We start from the raw sequence: 26,893 nt of genomic DNA, 5'->3' as shown, positions 1-26,893 counted from the left end.
TTAACACCGGCATCAAGAATTTCCCCGACTGGTCGAGAGGCTGCGATGACTGAGATTTTCAAGAACCTGATCGCCGGTGAACGGGTGGGCGGCTCGAACGCCTCGCGCAACATCAACCCCTCCAACACCAATGACGTTGTGGGCGAATATGCGCAGGGTTCGGTCGAGGACCTGAACAACGCCGTCGCGGCTGCGAAGGCTGCGTTTCCGGCGTGGAGCCGTACGACTCCGCAGGAGCGCTACGAGATCCTGAAGAAGGCCTCGGACGAGATCCTCGCCCGCAAGGAAGAGCTTGGCCGCCTGCTTTCGCGAGAAGAGGGCAAGACGCTGCCGGAAGGCATTGGCGAGGCGACACGCGCCGGCCAGATCTTCGCCTTCTTCGCCGGCGAGTGCCTGCGCCTCGCCGGTGAGGCGATCCCTTCCATTCGCCCGGGCGTCGGCGTCGAGGTCACGCGCGAGCCGGTCGGCATCATCGGCATGATCACGCCCTGGAACTTCCCGATCGCGATCCCCGGCTGGAAGATCGCCCCTGCGCTCGCCTACGGAAACTGCGTCGTGATCAAGCCGGCCGATCTCGTGCCAGGCTCGGCCTGGGCGCTGGTCGACATCATCCAGCGCGCGGGCCTGCCCAAGGGTGTGCTGAACCTCGTCATGGGGCGCGGTTCGGTGGTCGGCCAGGCGCTGCTCGAGCACAAGGACGTGCATGCGATCAGCTTCACCGGCTCGGTCTCGACCGGTCGCAAGGTTGCAGCCGCATGCATCGCCTCCAACCCGATGAAGAAGGTTCAGCTCGAGATGGGCGGCAAGAACCCGCTCGTCGTGCTGGACGATGCCGATCTCAAGCTCGCGGTCGAGACCGCGGTCAACGGCGCCTTCTTCTCGACCGGCCAGCGCTGCACCGCCTCCTCGCGCCTGATCGTCACCGACGGCATCCATGATCGCTTCGTCGAGGCTGCGGTCGAGCGCATGAAGGGCCTCGTCGTCGACGATGCGCTGAAGGCCGGCACTCATATCGGCCCGGTCGTCGATCAGAGCCAGTTGGACCAGGACCTGAAATACCTCGCCATTGCCAAGGACGAGGGTGCCAAGCTCGCCTGGGGTGGCGAAGTGCTCAGTCGCGAGAGCCCCGGTTTCTACATGCAGCCTGCTCTCTTCACCGAGGCCACCAATGCCATGCGCATCTCGCGCGAAGAGGTCTTTGGTCCGGTTGCGAGCGTGATCCGCGCCAAGAACTATGAAGAGGCGCTGGCGATCGCCAATGACACCGAGTTCGGCCTTGCCGCCGGCATCTGCACGACCTCGCTGAAGCACGCGACGCATTTCAAGCGCAACAGCGAGGCCGGCATGGTGATGGTCAACCTGCCGACCGCCGGTGTCGACTATCACGTGCCGTTCGGCGGGCGTAAGGGCTCGAGCTATGGCCCGCGCGAGCAGGGTGCCTATGCCCGGGAATTCTACACCACGGTAAAGACGGCCTACACGCTGGCCTGATCCCGGCTTAGCTGTCTGAGTGAAGGGCCGCGCCGGCAAGGCGCGGCCCTTCACTCGTTCAGAAGCCTTCCAGCACGATCTTGCCCTTGGCGCGATGGCTCTCGATCAGCGCATGCGCCCGCTTCAGATTGGCGGCGTTGATCGTCCCGAAACTCTCGCTCAGCGTGGTTCGGACCTTGCCGGCATCGACAAGCCGCGCGACCTCCGCCAGCAGATCGCCCTGTGCCTGCATGTCCGCCGTCTGGAACAGCGAGCGGGCGAACATCATCTCCCAGTGCAGCGACAGGCTCTTGCTCTTCAGCGGCATGGCATCGAGCGTCTTTGGATCGTCGATCAGTGCGATCCGCCCCTGCGGCGCGATCAGTTCGAGGATCGCCGGCATATGCGTGTCGGTATGGGTCGTCGAGAACACGAACCCTGGCGCACCGATCCCCAAGGCCGCGACCTGCACGGCGAGCGGTTGCATATGATCGACGACGTGATGGGCCCCCAGTGCCAGCGCCCAGGCCTGCGTCTCGGGCCGCGAGGCGGTGGCGATCACGGTCAGATCGGTCAGTTGACGCGCGAGCTGGATCGCAATCGATCCGACACCGCCAGCACCGCCGATGATCAGGATCGCCTTGGCCGCGCCGGGCACCGGGTCCTTGACCTTGAGCCGGTCGAACAGCGTCTCCCAGGCGGTGATCGCGGTCAGCGGCAGCGCGGCGGCCTCGGCGAAGCCGAGCGTAGCGGGCTTCGGCCCGACGATGCGCTCATCGACGAGATGGAACTCGGCATTGCTGCCAGGGCGATCGATCGCGCCGGCATAGAACACTGCATCGCCCGGTTTGAAGCCCGTCACCTCGGGCCCCACCGCCTTGACGATCCCGGCTGCGTCCCAGCCGAGCACCTTGGTATCGCCAGGCTTCGGCTCGCTGCGCATGCGCACCTTGGTGTCGACCGGATTCACCGAGACGGCTTTCACCGCGACGAGCAGGTCTCGCCCGCTTGCGATGGGTTCGGGCAGATCGAGGTCGAGCAAGGCCTCGTCCGATCGAATGGCGAGGGATTTGCGATAGCCGATGGCGCGCATGGCGAGGCTCCTTGATTGCGGGGAACCCTGAGATGAGAGATACACTCGCTCGCCGCAAGAACGCACAATTTTCGCCTATAGTGTCGAAAAGGATACCGTCATGCGCCGGGCGCGTCACAAGACCCTGAACTGCTTGCCGGGCTGTCCGGTCGAGAGCACGCTCGCCCTGATCGATGGCAAGTGGAAGGGCATCATCCTCTATTTCCTGATGGACGGGACGATGCGCTTCAACGGCATCCGCAAGCGCATGCCGCAGGTGACGCAGCGCATGCTTACCAATCAGCTGCGCGAGCTGGAGGCCGACGGCCTGATCATTCGCGTCGTCTACCCCGAAGTACCGCCTCGGGTGGAATACAGTCTCTCGGCGCGTGGGCGGAGCCTCGAGCCGATCATCCAGGCGCTCAAGGCCTGGGGCGAAGCCAATCTGCAGAATGCGCCGCTGGTCGAAGAGGCTGCCTGAGCCTCAATAGGGCAGTCCGACATAGTTCTCGGCCAGCGCCGCCATGGCGTGGTCCGACGAGACGAGATAATCCAGCTCCGCCCGCTGCATCCGCCGTGCGAAGGCACCGTTCTCCGGGAAATGGTGCAGCAGCGAGGTCATCCACCAGGAGAAGCGCTCGGCCTTCCAGACACGCGCCAGGGCCTTGGCCGAATAGGCGTCGATCCCGGCCGATGAGCGCTCCGTGAAATGCTCGATCAGCGCCTGCGACAGGTAATGCACGTCGCTGGCTGCGAGATTGAGTCCCTTCGCGCCGGTCGGCGGCACGATATGGGCGGCATCGCCGGCGAGGAAGAGGCGCCCGAACCGCATCGGCTCGGCGACGAAGGAGCGCAGCGGCGCGATCGCTTTCTCGATTGACGGGCCGGTGACGAGCGCCTCGGCCGTCGCTGGGTCAAGGCGTTGGCGCAATTCGCCCCAGAAGCGCTGATCCGACCAGTTCTCGGCATGGTCGTCGAGCGAGCACTGCACGTAGTAGCGGCTGCGGTGGGACGAGCGCATCGAGCAGAGCGCGAAGCCGCGCTCATCGCCGGCATAGATTAGCTCATGCGAGACGGGTGGCACCTCGGCGAGGACGCCCAGCCAGCCGAAGGGATAGACCCGCTCGAAGCTCTGGAGTGCAGCCTCGGGAATACTGGCGCGCGAAATGCCGTGATATCCGTCGCAACCGGCGATGACGTCGCAATCGAGGCGCTGTGCCTGACCATCCCTGACGAAGGTGACAGAGGGTCTGTCGCGGTCGAAATCATGCGGCGCGACATCTTCAGCCTCGAAGACGGTCGCGGCACCGGACGCCTCGCGCAAGTCCATCAGGTCGCGTGTGACTTCAGTCTGGCCATAGATGGTGACGTGCTGCCCGCCGGTCAGTCGGGCGAGGTCGACATGGTGGCGCATCCCACCGAAGAGCAGGTCGAAGCCGTCATGCCTGAGCCCCTCGGCATGCAGCCGGCCCGCGGCACCGACCTGCTCGAGCAACCGCACCATGCCTTGCTCCAGCACGCCGGCGCGAATGCGTGAAAGCACATAATCGCGGCTCTTGCGCTCGATGATGACGGTGTCGATGCCGGCCTTGTGCAGCAACTGGCCGAGCAGAAGTCCGGCCGGCCCCGAGCCGATGATGGCGACCTGCGTGCGCACGAGCGTTCCCTGCAACCCTCGCTCTCAGCCGGCGAGCCGCGATTAAGTTGCCATAGCAACGATCACGGGAAAAGCGTGATCTCCAGCTCCGCGATGCTGCCGAGGCAGAGATCGCTGATCGGCTCCAGCGTCGCGCGCGTTCCGGTTCCCGTCAGCACGCCGATGCGCAGGCCGGCCGCGGCCGCACGGCCCATCTCCATGTCATGGGCGTTGTCGCCGATCACCGCGACTTCGCCCGCCGCAATCCCGCAAGCGGCGCAAAAGGCCTGCACCATGCCGGGGCCCGGTTTGGCGCCATGGCCGGAATCATAGCCGGCGATGAAGGAGAGATGCGGCGCGATGCCGAAATGCGTGGCCGTGGCCGATACCGCTGCGGCGCTGTCGCTGGAGGCGATCCCGAGCGCGAGATCGCGGGCGCGCAGGCGATCGAACAGCGCAGACAGCTCGCAGACCGGGACCATCCGCACGACTGCGGCCTGAAAGAGAGCGTCCAGACGCTCGACCAGCGCGGCAATCCCGAGCGGGCTTCCGGCTTCATGCCACGCTCGCGCCAATTCCTCGGTATTCCCGGCCGCAATCAGGCTGTCGGCCAGCGCCTGGCCGGTCTGCGGATTGGCCCCCGCGCGTCGCAGCAGGTCGGCGGCCAGCACCGCGTCGCCATCGGCCGCGAGAAGCCCGGCCTCGCGGTTGATCGGCGGCCAGCTCGCGGCATAGTCGAGCAGAGTCCCGTCCTTGTCGAAGAGCAGTCCACGCAGCGGCAGCATGGTCAGGCTTCCTGGATCGGGATGACATCGACCGCGACGCCGACCTTTTGCGTGCCAGGGCCGACGATCACGCCATCGAGCGGCGAGACGTCGGCATAATCGCGGCCGATCGCGGTAACGATATGATCGTCTGCGACAATGAGGTCGTTTGTCGGGTCGAGACCGATCCAGCCCGTCTCGGGCCCGCACCAGAGATGCACCCAGGCATGGCTGGCATCGGCCCCTTCTAGACGCTTCTCCCCCGGGGGCGGAATGGTGCGGATATAGCCGCTGACATAGGCCGCAGGCAGGCCGAGCCCGCGCAGGCCGGCGATCATGATATGCGCGAAATCCTGGCAGACGCCATGGCGCTGGCGGAAGGCCTCCGCGAGTGGGGTCGAGACCTCGGTGGCCTCAGGATCATAGGCGAAATCGGTGCGGATGCGGCGCATCAGCTCGCTCGCAGCCTCCAGCACGGGGCGCTGCGGCGCAAAACTGTCGCGCGCATAGTCGACCACCTCGGCGACCGGTGGCACCAGCCGACTTGGATAGAGCTGGTGCGCCGGGGAATTGGGGGCAAGGCTGCTGGAAGCGAGAGCCAGCGCGCCGACCTCTTCCCAACAGCGCGTCAACCCGGGAAAGGGCGCCGCCGGCCGGTTGACCTCGACCCGAGCCCGCATGTCGAGTTTCAGCTCGCGATGCGGCTTGGTGATGGTCAAGGTCGTCATGTGGTTGCCGAAGAAGCAGATCCCGTCATTGCGCTCGCTGGTGCGCGGCGTCACGCTCAGGCTGCTCTTGCGCACGCTCTGGCCGACGCCGTCGCGCGGCAGCAGCCGCAGGATGCAGCGTGCGAAGGGCACAGGTCGACCATAGGCATAGGTCGTGACGTGACGGACGTCGTAGATCACGCGATGCCTGTCATCCGCGAACCTTCCGGTTCGCTGTTCTGCAGGAAATAGCGGTCCGCCACGGCGCTGGCCAACCCCATCAGCAACTGCTCGAACAGCAGGATGCTGGTGCGATCGAGGCGGCTTGCCTCGGCGGTCCGGCATTCGGCCGCGAGCTTGAGCGCGAGCCGGCGCGGCGCCTCCAGCATGCCGTCTTCGCTCAGCGTCGGCAGCGCGGCGATCTCGACATCGAGGCGGTCGATCTGGAAGGCGACGGAGCGCGGGTTATACGGGTCGAGCATCACGAGATCGAGGACGGGGGCGAGCGCCGGGCCGAGCAGATAGCGGGAGCGGTACGTGATCTGGGAATCGGTCAGGTCGAGCAGGGCGTCGAGGCAGTCGCCCGGCGCGGACGAGTCGGCAAAATGGCGGGCAAAACGGCAGGTCGCGATGCCGCGCTCCAGCCGCCGCCCGATATCGAGGAAGCGCCAGCCCGCGCCCCGCACCATGTTCTCCTGGCTCAGGCCCGAGAAGGCGGCGAGCGTCTTCAGGGCCGTGTCGGCCGTTTCATAGGCATCGCCCTCGCTCGGCTCGTCGCCGCTGAGCGTCAGCTGTCGCTGCAGGTCGCCGAAGAGGCGCCAGGCGTCGATCGACAGGCGTTCGCGAATGACCGATGCGGTGCGCCGCGCTTCGCGGACGGACGAAAGCGCGGAGCCGTACTGGTCAACGCTGTGCAGGGCAGCGGAGGCCTTGGAGGCCGTGGAATGGTCCTTGCCCGCCGGGGCGGCGCCCCAGGCGATCAGCAGGTTGGCGAGGCGGCGCAGGGTCTCCGCCCGCTCGGGCGTGGCGTCGTCGGCATCGATCAGCCGGCCGAGCAGTGCGCGCACCAGGCGCAAGGTCGCTTCGGTCCGTTCGAGATAGCGTCCGAGCCAGAACAGGTTGTCGGCCGCGCGGCTCGGCATGGTGCCAATGACACGGCGGATGCTGATGCGGTCGGCGCTTGGCAGCAAGGTCACCTGCTCGACGGGCTTGTCGGAGGTGATCCAGACATCGCTGGAGCGCACGCCACTGCCGAGCGTGACGGCGCGCGCGTCCACATCCTCGGAGATGCGGCAGAAGCCGCCCGGCATCACCTTCCAGCCATCGGGAGTCGCAGCCGCGAAGACGCGCAGCGTCATCGGGTGCGGCTGCAGCCGGCCACCCTGGAAGACCGGCATGGTCGAGAGGCGCACGATCTCCTGCCCGACATAGTCGAGCCCGCGCGCCTCGATCCGCGCCCGCAACGCCGAGCGGGCATCAGGCGAAAGATCGCCGGGCAGGATCGTGTTGCCATTGAGGCCGTCGACCGAGGCGCGGAAGGCGGACGAGATGCTCATCTCGTCGAGCCGGTCGATCACCTCGGACCGCGCGCGCTGCTGCCCGCACCACCATGTCGCGATATGCGGCAGGATCAGCTCGTCGCCGAGGACGTGCTCAGCGAGGGCCGGGAGGAACCCCATGAGCGCGCGTGCTTCGACAACGCCCGAGCCGAGCCCGTTGGCGATCTGGACATTGCCTTGCCGCACGGCCTGGACGAGACCGGCGACGCCGAGAGCCGAGGCTGAGTTGAGTTCGAGCGGGTCGGAGAAATCGCCGTCGATCCGCCGCCAGATCACGTCGGCGCGCTTCAGGCCCGCGATGGTGCGGACATGCACGCGTCCGTCGCGCATCAGGAGGTCGCCGCCTTCGACCAGCAGAAAGCCGAGATAGCGTGCGAGATAGGCGTGCTCGAAATAGCTTTCGTTGAGCGCGCCCGGTGTCAGCAGACAGATCCGCGGCTCGACCCGGCGCGAGCTTGCAGCGAGGCCAGCCCGGAAACCTTGAAAGAACGAGGCCAGCCGCTCGACATTCATGGCCCGGAACAGGTCCGGGAAGGCGCGGCCAAGGGCGAGCCGGTTCTCCAGCGCATAGCCCGCTCCGGAGGGCGCCTGCGTGCGATCACCGAGCACCCACCAGCGCCCATCCGGCCCTCGTCCGAGATCGGCGGCATAGAGCTGGAGCGTGCCGCCATTGGCCGTTCCCTGCAGAGGGCGGAGGTAATCCGGGCTGCCGGTCACGACCGCCGCGGGCAGCAGGCCTTTGGCGATCATCTCGCCGGGTCCATAGATGTCGCCAAGCAGGGAGGACAGCAGCGTCGCGCGCTGCGCCACGCCGGCAGCAATGGTCTGCCATTCCGCGCCCGGGATGATCAGCGGCACATGATTCAGCGGCCAGGAGCGCTCCCCGGCCAGCGGGTCACTCGCGTCGAGATCGCCATGCACGCGATAGGACACGCCTGTGTCTCGGACATGCCGATCAGCCAGCCCGAAGCGATGGCCGAGCTCATCCTGGGAGAGCCCGCTCCACTCGGCGAGGAACGGTTCCCAATGCGGGCGTATGCTGCCATCCGGCGCCATGAGCTCGTCATGGGCTCCGGGCAATGGGCGATAATCGGCCAGCAGCGCATTGCGCCGCTCCGCTCTGAGACGTGTCGACGGCGATCGGCCCTGCAAAGCCATGGCCTTGGTTAGAGTCCCGCTGGACGGCGCAGATCGAGGGTCATCGGGAATTCCGGGCTGCGCTCTTCTTCCGGAATCACCAGCGCGCCGGGACTATGACCGATCGATTCGAAACGGGCGAGACGGCGGGCCTCGGCCTCGTAGGAATTCACCGGGGGTGTCTCATAATTGCGCCCGCCGGGATGAGCGACATGGTAGACGCAACCGCCGAGCGACCGGCCGACCCAACTGTCGACGATGTCGAAGGTCAACGGCGCATGCACGGGAATCGTCGGGTGCAGCCCCGAGGCCGGCTGCCAGGCCTTGAAGCGCAGGCCCGCGATCGCCTCGCTGGAGCCCGCGACCGGGCTCATCGGCAGGCGCCGTCCGTTGCAGGTGATGATGTGGCGGCCGGGAACGAGCCCGCTTGCCTTGACCTGCAGCCGCTCCACCGAGGAATCGACATAGCGCACTGTGCCGCCGATCGCTCCCTGCTCACCCATGACGTGCCAGGGTTCGAGGGCCTGGCGCAGTTCGAGCTCGACCCCGCCATGGTTGACCTTGCCGTAGAACGGGAAGCGGAATTCCTGCTGCGCCTCGAACCAGACCGGATCGAACGGATAGCCGGCATGCGCGAGATCGGCGAGCACCTCGCGGAAATCCTGCCAGATCATCTCCGGCAGCATGAAGCGGTCATGCAGGCTCGTGCCCCAGCGCACCAGCTTGCCCTGCTGCGGCTCGCGCCAGAACCAGGCGATCAGCGCGCGGACCAGAAGCTGCTGCGCCAGGGACATGCGCGCATCCGGTGGCATCTCGAAGGAGCGGAACTCGATCAGGCCCAGACGGCCGGTCGGTCCGTCGGGAGAATAGAGCTTGTCGATGCAGATCTCGGTGCGGTGGGTGTTCCCGGAAACATCGACCAGCAGGTTGCGGAAGAGCCGGTCGACGAGCCAGAGCGGAATCGGTTTCTCTCCCTGCTTCGGCACCGCCGCGAGGGCGATTTCGAGCTCGTAGAGCTGGTCGTGCCGCGCTTCGTCGATGCGTGGTGCCTGGCTGGTCGGCCCGATGAACAGGCCGGAGAACAGGAAGGACAGGGAAGGGTGGCGCTGCCAGTAGAGGATAATGCTCTTCAGCAGATCAGGGCGGCGCAGGAAGGGGCTGTCGGGCGGCGTGACGCCGCCAAGAACGACATGGTTGCCGCCGCCCGTCCCGGTATGGCGGCCGTCGACCATGAACTTCTCGGCGCAGAGCCTGGCCTGACGAGCCTCCTCATAGACGCCGCGCGTGATCGAGACAGCGTCGCGCCAGCTCTTTGCGGGATGAATGTTGACCTCGATCACGCCGGGGTCGGGCGTCACCTTGATGACGTTGAGGCGCGGGTCGGAGGGCGGAGCATAACCCTCGATATGAACAGCGACTCCGGTCTGCTCGGCCACGGCCTCGACGCTGGCGATAAGGTCGAGATAATCCTCCAGTCGCTCGACGGGAGGCAGAAAGACGCAGAGCACATTGTCCCTGACCTCGAGACTAAGCGCGGTGCGCACATGCTCGCGTCCGATCTCCTGTTCGACGCGGTCCTGGGCCGCGGCACCAGCGGGGGCCTCGCCCGGGATCGAGAATTGGGCATGTCCATCCGCCGCCGGCGCAGGCTCCGCCGCGGGCGCCGCGGTCGCGCTGCCGGACGAGGGCAGGGGGCCGCGCGCCTCCATCGGATCCTGTGGATGGATATGCGGGTACTCCGCTTCGGGCACGGCTGGCAGCGAGCCGAGCGGCAGGCGATAGCCGACAGGTGAATCACCCGGCATCAGGAAGAGCTTGCCCCGTCTCAGCGTCCATTTTTCGGAGCGCCAGCGCCGGTCGCCCGCCTGGCTCTGCCAGCGTTGCACCGGAATGACATAGCCGCGCGGATTGCCGAGGCCGAGCTGGAAGACGCGGGCCATGCGCGCCCGTTCCTCCGGGTCGGCGAGGCGCGGGTCGAGCGGATCGACATTGTCAGGAAGCTGCGCCTCCTTAAGCAGCCAGTGGCCGGTATCTTCATAGGCGGGCAGCACATGGTCGGCCCCGATGCCCAGTTTCTCGGCAAGTCCCGATGCGAGCGTTTCGGCATCGTGGGTCGAGGTCTCCGCTTCCCGTTCACGGTCGCCGCCGGTCGCGGCGCCGGGCTCGCGCGCGATCAGTGCCGCATTGCGCCAGATCGGCTCGCCGTCCTCGCGCCAGTAAAGCGCGAAGGCCCAGCGCGGCAGGCTCTCCCCCGGATACCACTTGCCTTGGCCGTAATGCAGCATGCCGCCCGGCGCGAAGCGGTTGCGCAGCCGGCGGATCAGTTCGTCGGCGCGCCGGCGCTTGGTCGGGCCGACAGCGGCGGTATTCCACTCCGCGCCCTCCTGATCATCGGTCGCGACGAAGGTCGGCTCGCCGCCCATGGTCAGGCGGACATCCTGCGCCGCGAGATCGCCATCGACCTTTTCACCCAGGGCATCGAGGCGCTGCCACGACTCGTCGGAGAAGGGCAGGGTGATCCGCGGCACTTCATGCACGCGCTCGACGCTCATCGCGAAGTCGAAGGTCGTCTCGGCATAGCTCGCAATGCCGCTCACTGGCGCGGCCGAGCGAAAATGCGGTGTCGCCGCGAGGGGCAGGTGGCCTTCGCCGGTCAGCAGTCCCGATGTCGGATCGAGCCCGATCCAGCCCGCGCCGGGAATATAGACCTCGGCCCAGGCGTGGAGATCGGTAAAATCCTTGTCGGTGCCGCGCGGCCCTTCGAGCGGATCGATATCCGCCTTCATCTGGATCAGGTAGCCGGAGACGAAGCGGGCGGCGAGCCCGCGCTGGCGCAGGATCTGGACGAGCAGCCAGCTCGTGTCGCGGCACGAGCCCGACTTGATCTGGAGCGTGTGCTCCGGCTCCTGCACGCCGGGCTCCATGCGGATGCCATAGGCGATCATGCCCTGCAGCCGGGCATTGAGATCGACGACGAAGTTCACGGTGTTGACCGGCTCGCGCGGAATCCCGGCGAGGAGATCGATCAGCAGCGGTCCGGCCGGCTCCGTGACGAGATAGGGAGCGAGCTCGGCCTGGAGCTCCTCGGGATAGACGAAGGGAAAGATCTCCGCATTGGTCTCGACGAAGAAATCGAAGGGATTGATCACCGAAAGCTCGGTGACGAGATCGACTTCGATGCGGAATTCGCTCACCGGTTCGGGAAAGACATAACGGGCGAGCCAGTTGCCGCTCGGGTCCTGCTGCCAGTTCACGAAATGCTGTGCTGGCGAGACCTTGAGCGCGTAGCTCTTGATCGCTGCGCGACAATGCGGAGCGGGCCTCAGCCTGATGATCTGCGGGCCGAGCACGACAGGGCGGTCATAGCGATAATGGGTGACGTGGTTCAGCGCGGCGATGATGGCCAAGGGCGACACCTGCTCGGTCGGGCGTGCCTGCGGCACGGCTCTGCCTCAGGATAGCCTCAGCTTCGATTGCTCGCAAAGCTGTCGCTGCGCAAGAATGCGTCGGTCTATCAATCCGTTGCGCAAGAAGAGTGCAGCCCTGTGCGCAGCGCGCAGCGCAACTTTCGAGCCGCTGGACATCGGGCCCGATCTGGCCACACATAGCGCCCAAGCGGCGGCGAAACGGCCGCCCTATGAACCAATGGGGATATTCCATGCGTCACGTTGCGAAATTGATGGTCGCTTCCGCCTTTACGGCGTTGATGGCGACGACAGCCATGGCCCAGACACCGAAGGATACGGTGGTCATGGCCAAGCAGATCGACGACATCATTACGCTCGATCCGGCCGAAGCCTTCGAGTTCTCGGGCGTCGAAGTCGGTGCCAATGTCTATGACAAGCTGATCGGCGTCGATCTCGCCAAGAATAACGACCTCGTCGGCGAGCTTGCCGAGAAATGGACTGTCAGTGAGGACAATCTCACCTACACCTTCAAACTCCGCCCGGGCGTGAAGTTCCATTCGGGCAACGCGCTGACCGCAGCCGACGTGGTCTATTCCTTCCAGCGCGCGGTCACGCTCAACAAGTCGCCGGGCTTCATCCTCACCCAGTTCGGCTTCACCAAGGAGAATGTCCTCGAGAAGGTGAAGGCCACCGATGACAACACCGTCGTCGTCACGGTCTCCAAGCCCTTCGCTCCGACCTTCTTCCTGAACTGCCTGACCTCCGGCGTTGCCTCGATCGTCGATTCCAAGCTGGTCAAGGCGAACGAGAAGGACGGCGATTTCGGCAATGCCTGGCTCAAGCTGAACTCGGCCGGTTCCGGTGCCTACAAAGTCCGCGCCTATCGTCCCAATGAGCAGTACGCGCTCGATGCCAACGAGACCTGGTACAAGGGCGCGCCGAAGAACAAGCGCGTGATCGTACGCCACGTCGCCGAGCCGGCCTCGCAGCGCCTGCTGCTGGAGAAGGGCGACATCGACATGGCCCGCAACCTCTCCAAGGACCAGCTCGCCGCGGTGAAGGAGAAGTCCGACATCCAGATCGTCCAGGGCGACAAGGGCTACATTCTCTATCTCGGCCTGAACCAGAAGAACGCCAACCTGAACAAGCCTGAGGTGCGCGAAGCGCTGAAGTGGCTGGTCGACTACCAGTCGATCGAGCGCAACATCGTCGAGGGCACCTACAAGCACCACGAGTCCTTCCTGCCGAAGGGCTTCCTGGGGGCCATCGACGACAAGCCGTACAAGTTCGACCCCGCCAAGGCCAAGGAGCTGCTCGCCAAGGCCGGCCTGCCGAATGGCTTCACCGTCACCATGGACGTCCGCTCGGTCTCTCCGATCACCGATATCGCGCAGGCGATCCAGTCGAGCTGGGGCCAGGCCGGCATCAAGCTCGAGCTGATCCCGGGCGACGGCAAGCAGACGCTGACCAAGTATCGCGCCCGCACCCACGACATCTATATCGGCCAGTGGGGGCCGGATTATCTCGATCCGCACACCAATGCCGAAACCTTCGCCATCAACGAGAACAATGGCGAAGATGCGAAGTCGAAGACGCTCGCCTGGCGCAATGCCTGGGATATCCCGGACATGACCAAGGTGGCCCAGGCTGCCGTGCTCGAGACCGATGCGGCCAAGCGCAAGACAACCTATGAAAGCCTGCAGCGCGAGCACCAGAAGGTTTCGCCCTTCGTGATCATGTTCCAGCAGGTCGAGGTCACAGCCGAGCGCAAGAACGTCAAGGGTTGGGTGATCGGGCCGAGCTCCGACACCAATTTCTACTGGCCGATCGCCAAGAACTGAGACTCGTCTTCTGACGGAACCCGCCGCGGCCAAAGGGCTGCGGCGGGCTTATTTCTATTCTTTTCTGTTGAATACCGCGGGCGAGGGGATTGCATTCCCGCGCGCCATGGCTTCCGGAAGCGCCCTTCTTCGGGCTTTTGTACAGTGGTTGGTTGCATGGCGTCATCGCGAGAGACATGGGCGGGCAAATCGGGCCGCTGGGGCAAGATTGCCGGGCGAGAGCTCAGCACCGTCGCCATCACGATGTTCGGGCTTCTGCTCGTCACCTTCCTGATCGCACGCGTGATGCCGATCGACCCGGTGCTCGCCGTGGTCGGTGACCGCGCTCCTGCCGATGTCTACGAGAAGGCGCGGCTCGACCTCGGCCTCGACAAGCCGCTCTGGCAGCAATTCGCCATTTATATCGGCAAGGTCTTCACCGGCGATCTCGGACGTTCCGTGCTGACGTCGAACACGGTGGCCGACGACATCAAGACCGTCTTCCCGGCGACGCTTGAGCTGGCGACGCTGGGCACGCTGATCGGCATCATGCTGGGCGTGCCGCTCGGCATCGTCGCCGCCGTCCACCAGGGCCGCTGGCCCGACCAGATCGCCCGCGTCATCGGGCTGATCGGCTATTCGATCCCGGTCTTCTGGCTCGGACTCATGGGCCTGCTGCTGTTCTACGCCAAGCTCGGATGGGTTGGCGGGCCCGGGCGCATTTCGGTGGCGTATCAGGATTTCGTGACGCCGATCACCGGCGTGATCATGCTCGATGCCGCCATGCAAGGTGAGTGGGATGCGTTCTGGGACGCCTTCTCCCATCTTATCCTGCCGGCCTCCGTGCTGGGCCTGCTCAGCGTCGCCTATATCAGCCGCATGACGCGCAGCTTCATGATCAACGAACTCCAGCAGCAATATGTCATCGCCGCCAGGGTCAAGGGCGTGTCGGAGTGGCAGGTTATCTGGGGCCACGCCCTGCGCAACGCCGTCGTGCCGCTCGTGACGGTGATCGCGCTCTCCTACATGCATCTGCTCGAAGGCTCGGTGCTGACCGAGACGATCTTCGCCTGGCCGGGCCTCGGCCGCTACATCACCAATTCACTGCTCAATGCCGACATGAACGCCGTGCTCGGCGGCACGCTGGTGGTTGGCGCGGTCTTCATCGGGGTCAATCTGTTCTCTGACATCATTGGCCGGCTGGCCGATCCGCGGGCGCGCTGAGGACATGGCCTTGACCGAACACACCTCGTCCGGCTGGACCGCCTGGCTCATCACCGATTCCCCCGCGTCGCGCCGTCAGGCGCGGCTCGGCCAGTATTATCGGCAATGGCTCGCCTTCCGGCGCAACCCCGCAGCCGTCATCGGACTGACGATCGTCGTGCTGCTGCTGCTTGCCGCTGCCTTCGCGCCCCTGCTCGCGCCCTATGATCCGCTGGCGCAGGCCCTCGACAAGCGCCTGCTGCCGCCGTCGGCAACGAACTGGTTCGGCACGGATTCACTCGGCCGGGACATCTTCAGCCGGGTTGTCTACGGCTCGCGCGTCACACTCGTCATCGTGCTGCTCGTCGTCATCACCGTGGGGCCGATCGGCCTCCTGATCGGTGCTGCCTCGGGCTATCTCGGCGGCTGGGTCGATCGTGTCCTGATGCGCATCACCGACGTCTTCCTGGCCTTCCCGCGCCTGGTGCTCGCGCTCGCTTTCGTCGCGGCACTTGGTCCCGGCCTTGAAAACGCGGTCATCGCCATCGCGTTCACGGCCTGGCCGCCTTATGCGCGCGTCGCCCGCGCCGAGACGCTGATCATCCGCAACCAGGACTACATTTCCGCGGTTCGGCTGCAGGGGGCTTCGCAATGGCGGATCGTGCTCAGGCATGTCGTGCCGATGTGCCTGCCTTCGCTGATCGTGCGGACCACCCTCGACATGGCCGGCATCATCCTGACGGCCGCCGGTCTCGGCTTCCTTGGCCTCGGCGCGCAGCCGCCGATCCCGGAATGGGGCGCGATGATCTCCGCCGGCCGCGAGCAGATCTTCGACCAGTGGTGGGTCGCGACCTTCCCCGGCCTTGCCATCTGCGTTGTCGCGCTCGGCTTCAACCTGCTGGGCGACGGCCTGCGCGACGTCATGGATGCGAGGTGAGATGATGCGCGCACCAGATAGCCCCATCGAACAGCCGCTGCTCGAACTCGACAACCTGCGGGTCAATTTCCACACCGCGACCGGCATTGTCCGCGCCGTGCGCGGGCTCTCCTTCACGCTCGGTCGCGAACGGCTCGGCATCGTCGGCGAGTCCGGCTCCGGCAAGTCGATGACCGGGCGCGCCATTCTCGACCTTATTCCCCATCCCGGCGAGGTTCAGGCCGACAAGCTCGTCTATCGCGGGCAGAACCTGCTGACGATGGACAAAGGCTCGCGCCGCAAGCTGCGGGGCCGCCATATCTCGATGGTGATGCAGGATCCGAAATTCTCGCTCAATCCGGTGAAGACGGTGGGCGAGCAGATCGCGGAAGCCTATCGCGTCCATCACAAGGCGAGTTCGCGTGAGGCCAAAGAGCGCAGCCTCACCATGCTGGAAGCGGTACAGATCCGCGAGCCGGCGCGCGTCTACGATCTCTACCCGCACGAAGTCTCGGGCGGCATGGGGCAGCGCGTAATGATCGCGATGATGCTGATCGCCGAGCCCGACATCCTGATCGCCGACGAACCCACTTCGGCCCTCGATGTCACCGTGCAACTGCAGGTGCTGAAGATCCTCGACGATCTCGTCACCAGCCGCGGCATGGGGCTGATCTTCATCAGCCACGACCTGCATCTCGTGCAGTCCTTCTGCGACCGCGTCATCGTCATGTATGGCGGCAAGGCGATGGAGACGCTGCCGGCCGCCGAGCTCGCCGACGAGAGCGCACGCGCTCATCGCCACCCCTATACGCTCGGCCTGCTCGACTGCCTGCCGGATCTCGATCATCCCAAGGACAAGCTCGCCACCCTGAAACGTGACCCGGCATGGCTGGCATGAACACGAACCCCGCCATCGTTGTCGAGAAGCTGAACGTTTCCTTCGGCGACTCCCATGTCGTGAAGGACCTCTCCTTCTCGGTCGCATCCGGCGAGAGCTACGGCATCGTCGGCGAATCCGGCTCGGGCAAGTCGACCGTGCTGCGCGTCCTCGCCGGCCTCAACCGCGAGTGGAGCGGCGACGTCACGATCCTGGGCAGCAAGCAGTCCAAGATCCGCGACAAAGCCTTCTATCGCGCCGTGCAGATGGTCTTCCAGGACCCTTATGGCAGCCTTCACCCGAAGAAGACGGTCGACGATACCCTGGCCGAGCCGCTGGCCATCCATGGCATCGGCGACGCCGAGGCACGGATCGAACGCGCCATGAAGGATGTCGGGCTGCCGAACTCGTTCCGCTTCCGCTTCCCGCATCAGCTCTCCGGCGGTCAGCGCCAGCGCGTGGCGATCGCGCGGGCGCTGGTGCTCGAGCCGACGATCCTGCTGCTCGACGAGCCGACTTCGGCGCTCGACGTCTCGATCCAGGCCGAAGTGCTGAACCTGCTCCAGGCGCTGCGCAAGGAGCGCAAGCTGACCTATATCCTGGTCAGCCACGATCTCGCGGTCGTCGCCCATATGTGCGAGCGGTTGCTGGTCATGCAGTTCGGCCGTGGCGTCGAGGAGATGACGGCAGACACCTTGGCCGCACGGTCGCCGCAGACGGCCTATGCCCAGCAATTGCTGACCGCGAGCGAAGGTTTCCGGCGGCAGACCGCCTGAGCGGCAGGGTTGCGCGTCCTGCCTGCTTGGGCGGCGCGCCAAAACCGTCTAACTCTCGTCGCAGCGATCGGCTAGCTTGGCTGTATTCGCTGTTGCGGAGTGTGTACGCCCATGGATGCCGTCGCCGATCATCTCATGAAGCTCGAAGCTGCGCCGGAGCGCACGCCGGTTCCCCCGTTCGATCTCGTGATCTTCGGTGCCAGTGGCGACCTTGCCCTGCGCAAGCTCTTTCCGGCGCTGGCCCAGCGCAATCAGGAAGGCGTGCTGCCGGAGGAAAGTCGCATCCTGGCGATGGTGCGCAAAAGTGAGGATGTTGCCGGGCTGCCCGGCGAGATCAGCCGGAAGCTTGCCGAAGAGGGGCTTTCCCCGGCCAGGATCGAGACATTCCTGCGCAGGCTTACCGTGGTGCAGGTCGATGCGCTGAAGCCGGAGACCTATGCCGGCCTGCGGCAGGAACTCGGCGATTCGGAGCGCGTGCGCTCCTTCTATCTCTCGACACCGCCCGACCTTTTCATCCCGATCTGCGAGAACCTCGCCGGCGCCGGCATCCTGACGCCGACTTCGCGCGTCATTCTTGAAAAACCGCTGGGGCGGGATCTCGCCTCCGCCCGCGAGATCAACGATGCGGTGGCGAGGATCCTTCCGGAAAGCCGCACCTACCGGATCGATCATTATCTCGGCAAGGAGACGGTCCAGAACCTGCTGGTGCTGCGCTTCGCCAACACCCTGTTCGAGCGCTCCTGGTCGAGCCGCGACATCGACAATGTCCAGATCACGGTTGCCGAGACGGTCGGTCTCGAGTCGCGCGCCGGCTATTATGACAAGGCCGGGCACCTGCGTGACATGGTGCAGAACCACGTGCTGCAATTGCTCTGCCTCTTCGCGATCGAGCCGCCGAACCTGCTGGAAGCCGATGCTGTCCGCGACGAAAAGATGCGGGTGTTGAAGGCCCTCAAGCCGATCGTCGGTCCCGATGTGTTGCGGGCGACCGTGCGCGGGCAATATGGTCAGGGCGTCAGCGGCGGCACACGCGTCCATGGCTATGCCGAGGAACTCGGCCATGCCAGCAACACCGAAACCTTCGTCGCGATCCGCTGCGAGCTCGAAACCTGGCGCTGGGCCGGCGTCCCGATCTATCTGCGCACCGGCAAGCGCATGGCGCAGCGCTATTCCGAGATCGCCGTCACCTTCAAGCCGGTGCCGCACTCGATCTTCGGAAGCGCCGCCGATTGCGGGCGCCTCGACGCCAATCGCCTGATCATCCGGCTGCAGCCCAATGACGGCGTGCAGATGCAGCTGATGATGAAGGTGCCGGGCTCCGGCAAGCTCAAGATCGTCCCGCGCCAGCTCGATCTGCGCTACGACACCGCCTTCGGCGTGCGCTCTCCCGACGCCTATGAGCGGCTGCTGACCGATGTGATCCGCGGCGACCAGACCCTGTTCATGCGCCGTGACGAGGTCGAGCAGGCCTGGGCCTGGATCGATCCGATCATTGCCGGGTGGCAGGAGTACTATCCGCAGCCGCATCGCTATGCCGCCGGCTCCTGGGGGCCGTCTCAGGCGATCGGTCTGATCGAGCGCGAGGGGCGCTCCTGGGCCGACCCGGAGCTGATGGAATGAGCGCGGCGGGGCCGCTTGCCTGGCATCGTTTCGAGGCGCTGGCCGGCGCCTCCGAGGCGCTGGCCGAAGCCGTCGCAGTTCGGCTGCGTGCCGCCATAGACGCCCGGGGAGAAGCGGTGCTCGCCGTCCCCGGCGGCACCACGCCGGCGCGCTTTCTCGCGGCGCTCGGCGCGCACGACCTCGCCTGGGACAGGGTTACCGTGATGCCGACCGACGAGCGCTTCGTGGCGCCCGACGATGCCGCCTCGAACGAGCGCATGATCCGGGACGCCTTCTCCCCCTTGCGTGACGAGAAGGCCAGCTTCGTTTCCTTCCACAATGCCGGAGACGATCTCGCGGCAGCAGCGCGCAGCCTCGATGCCGTGCTCTCGCGCCTGTCTGCGATCGATATCCTGGTCAGTGGCATGGGCGCCGATGGGCACATCGCCTCGCTCTTTCCCGGCGATGATGCTGCCGCGCGGAGCGATGACGCTGTCCACGCCGTCGCGGCTCGTCCGCCCGGCCTGCCGCCTCGCATCTCCCTGTCGGCGGCGCGAATCGCGAAGGCAGGCTGGGCAACCCTGCTCATTGCCGGCAAGGAGAAGGAAACGACCCTGGCGACGGCGCAAGAACTTCCGGCGGCCTATCCGGTCGGCATCCTGCTGCGACGACCGCAGGGGCTCGACGTTTACTGGGCCAGAGCTTAAGCGAGACGCTCAGCGAGGAGATCGAGCCGATGTCAGGCGAACCCGAAATTGCACGCCTCAAAGCCTGTGGCGTTGTCCCGGTCGTCGTGATCGACGAGGCCGAGGTCGCGGTCCCACTGGCCCGCGCTCTGCTTGCGGGGGGCATCGATGTGATCGAAGTCACGCTGCGTCGCCCTGCCGCGCTGGCCGCGCTTGAGAGGATCGCCCGCGAGGTGCCGGAAATCCTTTCCGTTGCCGGCACAGTCGTGACGCCCTTGCAGGTTGCAGAGGTCAAGCGGGTGGGCGCGCAGGCCGTGGTCAGCCCGGGGTTCAGCGAGGCGGTGGACGAGGCGATGCGCGCGGCCGGCCTGCCCTGGTTGCCGGGTGTGGCGACGGCCTCGGACTGCATGCGCGCCGTCTCGGCCGGCCGGGTCACCTGCAAGTTCTTCCCGGCCGAGCAGGCGGGCGGCACGCCGGTGCTGAAGGCGTTATCCGGGCCGTTCCCGCAGCTGAAATTCTGCCCGACCGGCGGCGTCAGCCTCGCCAATCTCGCCGACTACCTTGCTTTGCCGCAGGTGATCTGTGTCGGGGGATCCTGGCTCGTGCCGGCGGATGCTGTTGCGAAACGCGACTGGGCGCGCGTGACCCAGCTTGCGAGGGAAGCGCGGGACGCCGTGAAGGCGATCCGCGGCTAAAGCATCGGCCCGAAAAGTGGATTGCGGTTTTCGGGAAAGCCGATGCAAGCACAAAGGGCTAGATGATCGGGCCGGATACGATTTCCGGTCCGATGATCTAGGCGTCATCCTTGAGGCGGCGGTTCTCGCTGCCTCTGGACCGGGCTTTCCGATATGAAACGCCGCGGAGCTGACCGGGCTATGCCGGTCTCCGAGTTCTGCCGACTGCCATGATCTGGCCGACGGAGCGAAGCGCACTCCGTCATGCCGGCAGCCTTTCCGCCACCAGCTCCGCGATCGCGAGCGAGGAGGTCAGCCCGGGGCTCTCGATCCCGAGCAGGTTGACCAGCCCCGGCATGCCATGGACGGCCGGTCCGTCGATGCGGAAATCCGGCATCGGCTCCGTCGGTCCATGCAGCTTCGGCCGGATGCCGGCATAATCCGCGACCAGCGCACCATCCGGCAGACCGGGCCAGTAGGTTCGGATCGCCGCGTAGAATGTCTCGGCCCGGGCCGGGTCGACGACCAGATCCTGGTCGTCATCCACCCATTCGACATCCGGGCCGAACTTGACCCGCCCGGCCATGTCGATCGTGGCATGGATGCCGAGCCCGGCTGCTTCCGGGATCGGATAGACCAGATGTGAGAAGGGCTGCTTCCCCAGCAGCGCGAAGTAGTTGCCCTTGGCGAAAGACTGCTTTGGCACGTGTGCGGCAGGAAAGCCGTCGAGCCTGCCGAGCAGGCGCGGCGCGCCATGGCCCGCCGAATTGACGATGCTGCGGACCGAATAGGTTGCGGGATCGTCGCCGCCGAAATCGACGCTGAACGCCTCGCCCTCGCGGCGCCAGCCGGTGATGGGCGTATTCAGGGCCAGCGAGCCGCCGGCAGCTTCGCATTCTCCGAGCAGCGAGAGCATGAAGGCGTGGCTGTCGACCACGCCGGTCTCGGGCGAGAACAGCGCGATCTCGCAGGCGACCTCGGGCTCGTGTGCCCGCGCCTCTGCGGTGTCGAGATAGCGCAGCGAGTCCACGCCTGAGGCTTTCGCGCGCGCCGCGATCGTTTCCAGCGCCGGGCGCTGGCTCGCCGATGTCGCGACGATCAGCTTGCCGCAGGCTTTGTGCGGCAGGCCGCGCTCGCCGAGATAGCGATAGAGCTGCTTGCGGCCCTCGACGCAGACCTGCGCCTTGAGCGAGCCGGGTGGGTAGTAGATCCCGGCATGGATGACCTCGCTATTGCGCGCGGAGGTCTGAGTGCCGATGCCGTCGGCGGCTTCGGCGATCACGACCTCGCGTCCGGCGAGCGCAAGCGCGCGCGCCGTTGCGAGGCCGACAACGCCGGCCCCAATGACGAGGCAATCGATATCGGCCATCGTGATCCTGCGATCAGGCTGCGCGTTGCGGCATGGCGATCTCGACGAGGCTCGCCCAATAGGTCACGCCGACTGGAATCGCCGCATCGTTGAACTCATAGGCCGGGTGGTGCAGGCCAGCCGAGTCACCATTGCCCATGAAGATATAGGCGCCGGGACGCTCCTCCAGCATGAAGGAGAAATCCTCAGATCCCATGACAGGGGGGATCTCGGTATCGATCGCATCCTTGCCGAAGACGTTCCGGGTGGCGCTGGTCACGAAATCCGTCTGCCCGGCGTGGTTGAAGGTCACCGGGTAGCCGCGGTCGTAGTCGACGTCGCATTTGAGATCGAACGCTTTCGCCAGCCCGTCGGCGATCTCGAGGATGCGCTTCTGGGCGAGGTCGCGCATGGCGGGCGTCAGCGTCCGGACTGAGCCCTTGATCTCGACCGTCTGGGGAATGACGTTGAACGCTTCGCCGGCATTGATCGCTGTCGCCGAGACGACGACCGAGTCGAGCGGGTCGGCATTGCGCGAGGCGACGGTCTGCAGCGCGGTGACCAGCTGACAGGCGGCAACCACCGGATCCTTGGTGTCGTGCGGCGCGGCCGCATGGCCACCCTTGCCCTCGATCTTGATCAGGAAGCGATCGGCTGCGGCCATCAGCGGGCCCTTGCGGATGCAGAACTGACCGATCGCCATGCCAGGCTTGTTGTGCAGCCCATAGACCTCCTGCACGCCGAAGCGCTCCATCAGGCCTTCATCGCACATCACCTTGGCACCGCCGCCGCCTTCTTCGGCCGGCTGGAAGATCACGATCGCGGTGCCGTCGAAATCGCGGGTCTCGGCGAGATATTTCGCGGCGCCGAGCAGCATGGTGGTGTGGCCGTCATGACCGCAGGCATGCATCTTGCCCGGCACGGTCGAGCGATGCTCGAGATTGGTTTCCTCGTGGATCGGCAAGGCATCCATGTCGGCACGCAGGCCGATGACCTTGCCGGAGTCCTGGCGCTTGCCCTTGATCACGCCGACGACGCCGGTCTGGCCAATGCCGGTCACCACCTCGTCGACGCCCCAGGCCCTGAGCTTGTCGGCGACGATGCCCGCGGTGCGATGCACGTCGAAGAGCAGTTCGGGGTGGCGGTGAAAATCGCGACGGATCGCGGTGAGCTCGGGCGTCAGCGCCGCAATGAGTTCGGACTTCGGCATCATGTCCTCGGGCAGAGAGGGAAGGTTGGCAGAAATCGGGTTGCCAAGGCGTGCAAGCTAGCGCGGTCCGCCCGGGTCTGTCCAAGCCGATTGCGTCATGAGGGGGCGGAAGCAGAGGAATGGCGTCGCGAGTGCATGCCGTTGCAATCCTCGCATCATTCTGGATCGATGGCTGCGTGTCGGCGGCAGATGGGTCTCGCGGTCGGGATGGCTGCATGTTTCCGTGCTGCAGGCTTCCAGATGGTGGAGTGGCTTTCAGCCTTCACGTTCTGCGCGCTGCTCAGCGCGCCGGCAGTGTTCGGCCTCCTGCCCGGGGAGCCGGCGCCTCATACTGTCGGTTGCATCGGCGGGCGCGCCGCAACCAGGTATCCTCGATGACCCATGATCGCGGCCGATGTTACGGGCTTTACTCATCTTTCGCTGACGCCGCACGCGCCGCTCGGTGCCGAACCTGTGACAACCCCCTGATTCCATTGCCGTCATGCGGTGCGGGCGCTGCTGGCGCGTTTCTTGATCAGCCCCCAGCGCTGCGCGGACTTGCCTCCCGCAGCAGGGAAGAAACGCTTATCGGGAGACAACAAGATGAAAAGACTCGCGGGCCTGACTCTCGGACTTACGCTTCTTGCGATTGGCTATGCCGGCGCGGATGTCCAGGGCAGCAAATACTACGTGTCGCCGGAGCAACTCGACACGACCCGGTTCATGGCGCCGCCGCCATCCGCGGAGACGACCCGGCGGGAGCTCGAGATCATGCTGAGCCTGCAGGAGAAGCGAACGGCCGAACAGGCCGAGAGGTCGGTCGCGGATCTCGAGCAGAGCGTCTTTCGCTTTGCCGATGTGATGGGACCCGAATTCACGGCCGAGAAGCTGCCGAAAGCGGCGGCATTTTTCACGAAGATCTACAAGACGGAGAGCGCCTTCAACAAACAGGGCAAGGAAAAATGGGAGCGCCAGCGGCCACCGGTGGTTGATGCGCGTCTCAGGCCGGTCGCCAAATATTCGAACAGCGGCTCCTATCCCAGCGGACACGCCGCCTTCTCGTATCTCACCGCGATCGTGCTGGCCGATATCGTGCCGGAGAAGGGCGAGGCGATCTTCGCGCGCGGCGTCGAATTCGGCGAGAACCGGGTGATCGGGGGAGTGCACTACCCAAGCGACATCCAGGCGGGCCGGGAGATGGCCGCCATGATTGCGGTTCTTGCCTACAGAAATCCCGATTTCCAGAGGGATCTCGAAGGAGCGAAAGCCGAAATCCGCGGCGCCTTGCGACTGGCGCGTTGATCCAGCTGTCATGGCAGGTCGGTTCCGTTGCGGGATCGACGGGGTGACGCAATGCCGAGGGGCGGCTCGCCTCGAAAGGGGTTGCTATTGCCCTCGGAGGTGGCCGAGGGCAGAACCCCTGCCCTGCCGATTTCGTTCGGCTCGCCTGCTGTTTGTCATTCCGAAACGACCGCGGCTGCACCTTGGTGCAGCGGTCAGCGCTCCGGACTTTCTGGAACGGTCCGGCATTGGAATGCACCGGAGATTTCGCGTGGAAACATCCCTCTATCTGCCGGTCAAACGCTTCCTCGAAGGCCTGGGCTATTGCGTGAAGGGTGAGATCGAGCGCTGCGACCTTGTTGGTCTCAAAGGCGATGATCCGGCAGTCGTCGTGGTCGGAGAATTGAAGCTGAGCTTCAATCTCGAGCTTATCCTGCAGGGGGTGGACCGGATGAAGCTCGGTGACGAGATCTGGCTTGCAGCCCGGTTGTCGGTGCGGGGGAAGGGACGCGAGAGCGATTCCCGCTACCGCAACCTGTGCCGGCATCTCGGTTTCGGACTTCTTGGGGTCGCTTCCTCCGGTCGCGTCGATATCCTCGTTTCCCCGGCCGCGCCGACGCCGCGCAAGGATGCCAAACGGCGTTCGAAGCTCGTGGAGGAGCATAAGCGGCGTCAGGGGGACCCCGTTGCAGGTGGCGGTTCGCGCGCGCCGATCATGACGGCTTATCGGCAGCAGGCGCTCGCCTGCGCTGCAGCCATGACGGCAGGCCCGCAGCGGCCGCGCGATCTCAAGCAATCATGCCCGGACGCACAGAAGATCCTGCACCGCAACGTCTATGGCTGGTTCGAACGAGCCGGACGCGGAGTCTATGCCTTGACCGACGCCGGCCGCACGGCCCTGGCGAGATGGGGGGCGACGCCGGCCCCGGACCCACTCGCGCCTGGGCAGCACGGCGCCGTGCATCAACCGGCGGAACCAAAGGAGATATTCTCGCCGGCTGCCTGCTGATCGACTGATCTCGCATCTGGCAATCCGCACACAGCGGGAGGGTGGCGCGGTCCAGATCATCAGACCGGATCTCGTATCCGGCCCGATGATCTCGCCTTTTTGTGTTTGCATCGGCTTTCCCGAAAACCTCAATCCACTTTTCGGGCCGATGCTTTAGCGGGCGCTCGCAGCCAGATAGATCTCGGCGAGCCGTTCGACTCCGGCCTGATCGGCGGCGTCGAAGCGGGCAGGGTGGGGGCTGTCGAGGTCGATCACGCCGATCACCTCACCGTCGCGGATCAGCGGCACGACCAACTCCGAGCGCGAGGCCGCATCGCAGGCGATATGGCCGGGAAACGCGTGAACATCTTCCACCAGCATGGATTGCCGGCCGGCGACCGCCGCTCCGCAGACGCCGCGCCCGACGGGAATGCGGACACAGGCCGGCTTGCCCTGAAAGGGCCCGAGAACGAGTTCGCCGTCCCGCATGATGTAGAATCCGGCCCAGTTCAGGTCCGGCATCATCTGGTACAGCAGTGCCGAGGTATTGGCGGCGTTGGCGATCGGGTCGCTTTCTCCTGCCAGCAGGCCCTCAAGCTGCGAGGTCAGCTCGCGATAGAACCCGGCCTTGTCGCTGCTCGCGATTGCTTGTGCCTGAAACATGCCTGTTCACCTCCGGCGCTCGCCCCTCATCATGGCGCTCCCTAGCATCGCAAAAGGGCGACAGCGAGAGCGCAATGGTGCGTATCGATCCACTTGGCTACAAGGAACACAGCGCCGGGGTTTCTCTCCCTGCATGATTCCTCGCCTTGATGAAGTGATGTCCACCATGTCCCAGATCCAGCCCATTCGCGAAGCGGTCATCCCGGAGCTGCCGAACTATTATCGGGGCAAGGTCCGCGAGAATTACGACCTGCCGGACGGGCGCCGCATTCTCATCGCCACGGATCGGCTCAGCGCCTTCGATCGTGCCATCGCCTGCATTCCGTTCAAGGGGCAGGTGCTGACCCAGACAGCCCGGTTCTGGTTCGAGAAGACCACGGATATCTGCCCGAACCATGTGCTGGAATATCCCGACCCCAATGTCGTCATCGGGCAGAAACTCGATATCCTTCCCGTCGAGATCGTGGTGCGCGGCTATCTCGCGGGCACGACCAGCACATCGGTCCTGACCATGTACAAGCAGGGCAAGCGGGATCTCTACGGTATCTGCTTCCCGGATGGCCTGCGCGACAACGAGGCGCTTCCACAGGCGGTCATCACGCCGACCAGCAAGGCCTTCGACGGCGGCCATGACGAGCCGCTTTCGCCGGATGAGATCGTCGGCACCAAGCTCCTGACGAAGGAACAGTGGGATACGGTGTCCGGCTACGCACTGGCGCTGTTCGCCCGAGGTCAGGACATCGCACGCGGACGCGGGCTCATCCTTGCCGATACCAAGTACGAGTTCGGTACCGATCGGCAGGGCCGGATCATGCTGGCCGATGAGATCCACACCCCCGACAGCAGCCGCTACTGGTTCGGCGCGAGCTACCCGGCGCGTTTCGCGGCGGGAGAGCGGCCGGAGAGCTTTGACAAGGATTTCGTGCGCAACTGGGTCGCCGCACGCTGCGATCCCTACAAGGAGCCGATCCCCGAGATACCGGACGAGCTCATCGCGCAGACCTCGCAGGTCTATATCCGCGCCTTTGAGACGATCACGGGCCAGGCGTTCGAGGCCCCTGCCGGCCAGGAGCCCCCGATAGACAGGATCCGCAGGAATCTGGCGCGCTATTTCTGAGGGA

22 protein-coding genes are annotated in these 26,893 nt (G+C 65.5%); 13 read left to right on the top strand and 9 right to left on the bottom strand.

Annotation, left to right across the window (positions count from 1 at the left end; translation table 11 throughout):
* The first annotated feature begins 45 nt into the window (after positions 1-45).
* Positions 46-1,491, top strand: a complete 1,446-nt coding sequence (locus tag FG93_RS01920; RefSeq protein WP_043231210.1) for an aldehyde dehydrogenase family protein — start codon at positions 46-48, stop codon at positions 1,489-1,491.
* Between the two features lie 58 nt (positions 1,492-1,549).
* Here the strand turns inward: FG93_RS01920 and FG93_RS01915 are convergent, their stop codons facing one another.
* Positions 1,550-2,563 (bottom strand): zinc-binding alcohol dehydrogenase family protein, encoded by a 1,014-nt coding sequence (locus tag FG93_RS01915; protein ID WP_043231208.1) that lies wholly within the window; start codon positions 2,561-2,563, stop codon positions 1,550-1,552.
* Between the two features lie 100 nt (positions 2,564-2,663).
* On the opposite strand from FG93_RS01915, the gene FG93_RS01910 reads away from it, so the two are divergent.
* On the top strand, positions 2,664-3,023 hold the full coding sequence (locus tag FG93_RS01910) for a helix-turn-helix domain-containing protein (RefSeq protein WP_043231207.1): 360 nt from the start codon (positions 2,664-2,666) through the stop codon (positions 3,021-3,023).
* A 3-nt stretch (positions 3,024-3,026) separates the two neighbouring features.
* Here FG93_RS01910 and pobA read toward each other — a convergent pair whose 3' ends face one another.
* The 5 genes from pobA to FG93_RS01885 all read right to left on the bottom strand — a co-directional run bounded on the left by pobA (position 3,027) and on the right by FG93_RS01885 (position 11,752).
* Complete coding sequence (gene pobA / locus FG93_RS01905; RefSeq protein ID WP_043231776.1) at positions 3,027-4,199, bottom strand: 4-hydroxybenzoate 3-monooxygenase; 1,173 nt, start codon at positions 4,197-4,199, stop codon at positions 3,027-3,029.
* A 62-nt stretch (positions 4,200-4,261) separates the two neighbouring features.
* Positions 4,262-4,963 carry an HAD family hydrolase gene (locus FG93_RS01900; RefSeq protein ID WP_043231205.1) on the bottom strand — a complete coding sequence of 234 codons (702 nt, stop codon included), beginning with the start codon at positions 4,961-4,963 and terminating at the stop codon, positions 4,262-4,264.
* A gap of 2 nt (positions 4,964-4,965) precedes the next feature.
* Positions 4,966-5,850, bottom strand: coding sequence for a transglutaminase family protein (locus FG93_RS01895; RefSeq protein ID WP_043231203.1), 885 nt, complete (start codon positions 5,848-5,850; stop codon positions 4,966-4,968).
* On the bottom strand, positions 5,847-8,366 hold the full coding sequence (locus FG93_RS01890; RefSeq protein ID WP_043231202.1) for a circularly permuted type 2 ATP-grasp protein: 2,520 nt from the start codon (positions 8,364-8,366) through the stop codon (positions 5,847-5,849). Before FG93_RS01890 ends, FG93_RS01895 begins: the two co-directional genes overlap by 4 nt.
* 8 nt (positions 8,367-8,374) lie before the next feature.
* Positions 8,375-11,752 carry a DUF2126 domain-containing protein gene (locus FG93_RS01885; protein ID WP_043231774.1) on the bottom strand — a complete coding sequence of 1,126 codons (3,378 nt, stop codon included), beginning with the start codon at positions 11,750-11,752 and terminating at the stop codon, positions 8,375-8,377.
* Positions 11,753-12,003: 251 nt separating this feature from the next.
* Between FG93_RS01885 and FG93_RS01880 the strand changes: the two genes are divergently transcribed.
* The 8 genes from FG93_RS01880 (at position 12,004) to eda (ending at position 20,324) form a co-directional block, all read left to right on the top strand.
* Complete coding sequence (locus FG93_RS01880) at positions 12,004-13,593, top strand: ABC transporter substrate-binding protein (protein WP_081881244.1); 1,590 nt, start codon at positions 12,004-12,006, stop codon at positions 13,591-13,593.
* 243 nt (positions 13,594-13,836) lie between these two features.
* Positions 13,837-14,796 carry an ABC transporter permease gene (locus FG93_RS01875; RefSeq protein WP_244448479.1) on the top strand — a complete coding sequence of 320 codons (960 nt, stop codon included), beginning with the start codon at positions 13,837-13,839 and terminating at the stop codon, positions 14,794-14,796.
* A gap of 4 nt (positions 14,797-14,800) precedes the next feature.
* Positions 14,801-15,712 (top strand): nickel transporter permease, encoded by a 912-nt coding sequence (gene nikC / locus FG93_RS01870; protein ID WP_052513328.1) that lies wholly within the window; start codon positions 14,801-14,803, stop codon positions 15,710-15,712.
* A 1-nt stretch (position 15,713) separates the two neighbouring features.
* On the top strand, positions 15,714-16,589 hold the full coding sequence (locus tag FG93_RS01865) for an ABC transporter ATP-binding protein (RefSeq protein ID WP_200878052.1): 876 nt from the start codon (positions 15,714-15,716) through the stop codon (positions 16,587-16,589).
* Positions 16,586-17,344, top strand: a complete 759-nt coding sequence (locus FG93_RS01860) for an ABC transporter ATP-binding protein (protein ID WP_043231767.1) — start codon at positions 16,586-16,588, stop codon at positions 17,342-17,344. Before FG93_RS01865 ends, FG93_RS01860 begins: the two co-directional genes overlap by 4 nt.
* A 111-nt stretch (positions 17,345-17,455) precedes the next feature.
* Entirely contained in the window at positions 17,456-18,964 is a 1,509-nt protein-coding gene (zwf, locus tag FG93_RS01855) for a glucose-6-phosphate dehydrogenase (protein WP_244448467.1), read from the top strand.
* A complete protein-coding gene (gene pgl, locus FG93_RS01850) occupies positions 18,961-19,650 on the top strand; it encodes a 6-phosphogluconolactonase (protein ID WP_043231198.1) in 690 nt (229 codons plus the stop codon). The genes zwf and pgl overlap by 4 nt, the downstream gene beginning before the upstream one ends.
* 29 nt (positions 19,651-19,679) lie before the next feature.
* Positions 19,680-20,324: a bifunctional 4-hydroxy-2-oxoglutarate aldolase/2-dehydro-3-deoxy-phosphogluconate aldolase gene (gene eda, locus FG93_RS01845; RefSeq protein ID WP_052513220.1), complete on the top strand. Its 645-nt coding sequence runs from the start codon at positions 19,680-19,682 to the stop codon at positions 20,322-20,324.
* A 241-nt stretch (positions 20,325-20,565) separates the two neighbouring features.
* Here the strand turns inward: eda and FG93_RS01840 are convergent, their stop codons facing one another.
* Both FG93_RS01840 and FG93_RS01835 read right to left on the bottom strand, forming a co-directional pair.
* On the bottom strand, positions 20,566-21,672 hold the full coding sequence (locus tag FG93_RS01840) for an NAD(P)/FAD-dependent oxidoreductase (RefSeq protein ID WP_043231194.1): 1,107 nt from the start codon (positions 21,670-21,672) through the stop codon (positions 20,566-20,568).
* Positions 21,673-21,685: 13 nt separating this feature from the next.
* Positions 21,686-22,861 (bottom strand): M20 aminoacylase family protein, encoded by a 1,176-nt coding sequence (locus FG93_RS01835; RefSeq protein WP_043231763.1) that lies wholly within the window; start codon positions 22,859-22,861, stop codon positions 21,686-21,688.
* A gap of 582 nt (positions 22,862-23,443) precedes the next feature.
* Between FG93_RS01835 and FG93_RS01830 the strand changes: the two genes are divergently transcribed.
* Positions 23,444-24,142: a phosphatase PAP2 family protein gene (locus FG93_RS01830; RefSeq protein ID WP_043231193.1), complete on the top strand. Its 699-nt coding sequence runs from the start codon at positions 23,444-23,446 to the stop codon at positions 24,140-24,142.
* A 250-nt stretch (positions 24,143-24,392) separates the two neighbouring features.
* A complete protein-coding gene (locus FG93_RS01825) occupies positions 24,393-25,130 on the top strand; it encodes a DUF2161 domain-containing phosphodiesterase (protein ID WP_081881243.1) in 738 nt (245 codons plus the stop codon).
* Between the two features lie 153 nt (positions 25,131-25,283).
* Here the strand turns inward: FG93_RS01825 and FG93_RS01820 are convergent, their stop codons facing one another.
* Entirely contained in the window at positions 25,284-25,772 is a 489-nt protein-coding gene (locus FG93_RS01820; RefSeq protein WP_043231192.1) for a GAF domain-containing protein, read from the bottom strand.
* A 175-nt stretch (positions 25,773-25,947) separates the two neighbouring features.
* Here FG93_RS01820 and FG93_RS01815 point away from each other — a divergent pair, with 175 nt between their 5' ends.
* Positions 25,948-26,889 carry a phosphoribosylaminoimidazolesuccinocarboxamide synthase gene (locus tag FG93_RS01815; RefSeq protein WP_043231758.1) on the top strand — a complete coding sequence of 314 codons (942 nt, stop codon included), beginning with the start codon at positions 25,948-25,950 and terminating at the stop codon, positions 26,887-26,889.
* Positions 26,890-26,893: the final 4 nt, after the last annotated feature.

It is taken from the genome of Allobosea sp. LC85 (assembly GCF_000735605.1).
GTDB lineage: Bacteria > Pseudomonadota > Alphaproteobacteria > Rhizobiales > Beijerinckiaceae > Allobosea.
Note: the sequence above shows the minus strand (reverse complement) of the source record. Positions and strands in the feature narration are given on the sequence as shown.

Coding starts and splice junctions, on each gene's coding strand:
- FG93_RS01820 (WP_043231192.1), bottom strand. CDS start 25,772: ATGTTTCAGGCACAAGCAATCGCGAGCAGCGACAAGGCCGGGTTCTAT.
- FG93_RS01915 (WP_043231208.1), bottom strand. CDS start 2,563: ATGCGCGCCATCGGCTATCGCAAATCCCTCGCCATTCGATCGGACGAG.
- FG93_RS01860 (WP_043231767.1), top strand. CDS start 16,586: ATGAACACGAACCCCGCCATCGTTGTCGAGAAGCTGAACGTTTCCTTC.
- pgl (WP_043231198.1), top strand. CDS start 18,961: ATGAGCGCGGCGGGGCCGCTTGCCTGGCATCGTTTCGAGGCGCTGGCC.
- eda (WP_052513220.1), top strand. CDS start 19,680: ATGTCAGGCGAACCCGAAATTGCACGCCTCAAAGCCTGTGGCGTTGTC.
- FG93_RS01840 (WP_043231194.1), bottom strand. CDS start 21,672: ATGGCCGATATCGATTGCCTCGTCATTGGGGCCGGCGTTGTCGGCCTC.
- FG93_RS01880 (WP_081881244.1), top strand. CDS start 12,004: ATGCGTCACGTTGCGAAATTGATGGTCGCTTCCGCCTTTACGGCGTTG.
- FG93_RS01835 (WP_043231763.1), bottom strand. CDS start 22,861: ATGCCGAAGTCCGAACTCATTGCGGCGCTGACGCCCGAGCTCACCGCG.
- FG93_RS01865 (WP_200878052.1), top strand. CDS start 15,714: ATGATGCGCGCACCAGATAGCCCCATCGAACAGCCGCTGCTCGAACTC.
- FG93_RS01875 (WP_244448479.1), top strand. CDS start 13,837: ATGTTCGGGCTTCTGCTCGTCACCTTCCTGATCGCACGCGTGATGCCG.
- FG93_RS01890 (WP_043231202.1), bottom strand. CDS start 8,366: ATGGCTTTGCAGGGCCGATCGCCGTCGACACGTCTCAGAGCGGAGCGG.
- FG93_RS01920 (WP_043231210.1), top strand. CDS start 46: ATGACTGAGATTTTCAAGAACCTGATCGCCGGTGAACGGGTGGGCGGC.
- zwf (WP_244448467.1), top strand. CDS start 17,456: ATGGATGCCGTCGCCGATCATCTCATGAAGCTCGAAGCTGCGCCGGAG.
- FG93_RS01830 (WP_043231193.1), top strand. CDS start 23,444: ATGAAAAGACTCGCGGGCCTGACTCTCGGACTTACGCTTCTTGCGATT.
- FG93_RS01900 (WP_043231205.1), bottom strand. CDS start 4,963: ATGCTGCCGCTGCGTGGACTGCTCTTCGACAAGGACGGGACTCTGCTC.
- nikC (WP_052513328.1), top strand. CDS start 14,801: ATGGCCTTGACCGAACACACCTCGTCCGGCTGGACCGCCTGGCTCATC.
- FG93_RS01910 (WP_043231207.1), top strand. CDS start 2,664: ATGCGCCGGGCGCGTCACAAGACCCTGAACTGCTTGCCGGGCTGTCCG.